This is a genomic window from Thermococcus sp. 21S9 (genome assembly GCF_012027635.1).
GTDB lineage: Archaea > Methanobacteriota_B > Thermococci > Thermococcales > Thermococcaceae > Thermococcus.
The window spans coordinates 1-513 of sequence record NZ_SNUS01000019.1 but is presented as its reverse complement, the minus strand read 5'-3'; the positions used below and the strand labels follow the sequence as shown (position 1 = coordinate 513).

Sequence of the window (513 nt, the reverse complement as noted above, 5' to 3'; positions counted from 1 at the left end):
GCTGCTAAGCCGAGGGCATGCCTCGCGAGGTTCTGGATCTCGTCCGCTATGATGATTACTGGAATGTCCCACTTGAGGAGGAATTCGTCGGTGACGTAGCTCACGAGGTTGTGGAAGATGACGGCCTCTTCTTCCTCGCTCAGGTGGGAGTTCGCGGAGAAGTCTATGACATTGATTCTATCTGGAGTTAGTTTCCTGACGAACTCTTCTTTTGGGTCGCTCGTGAAGAGCCTGTCGCTCTTCAGCTTGGTCATAAGGGTTCTCAGGTTAGCGATCGTCCTGTCGCGGGAGTTCTTCAGGACGTCCTCGACGGTCTCGCCTGGCCTCGGCGGGTACTCGTTCCTGATGACTTCCTTCAAGAAGCGGTCAGGGTCTCTGATTCTCTTCTGGCCCCAATAGATGTCGAGGAGGCGCATGTAGTTGGTCTGAGTGTTCACGTACATGAACTTGATAAGGTCCTTCACCTCGAGGCGGTCGTAGCTGAGCTTCCCCTCGACCACTTGGACGTTCATA

1 pseudogene is annotated in these 513 nt (G+C 54.2%); it reads right to left on the bottom strand.

The annotated features are described in order from the left end of the window. Window positions 1-513, bottom strand: a pseudogene (locus E3E28_RS10755) (hypothetical protein); the annotation flags it as partial.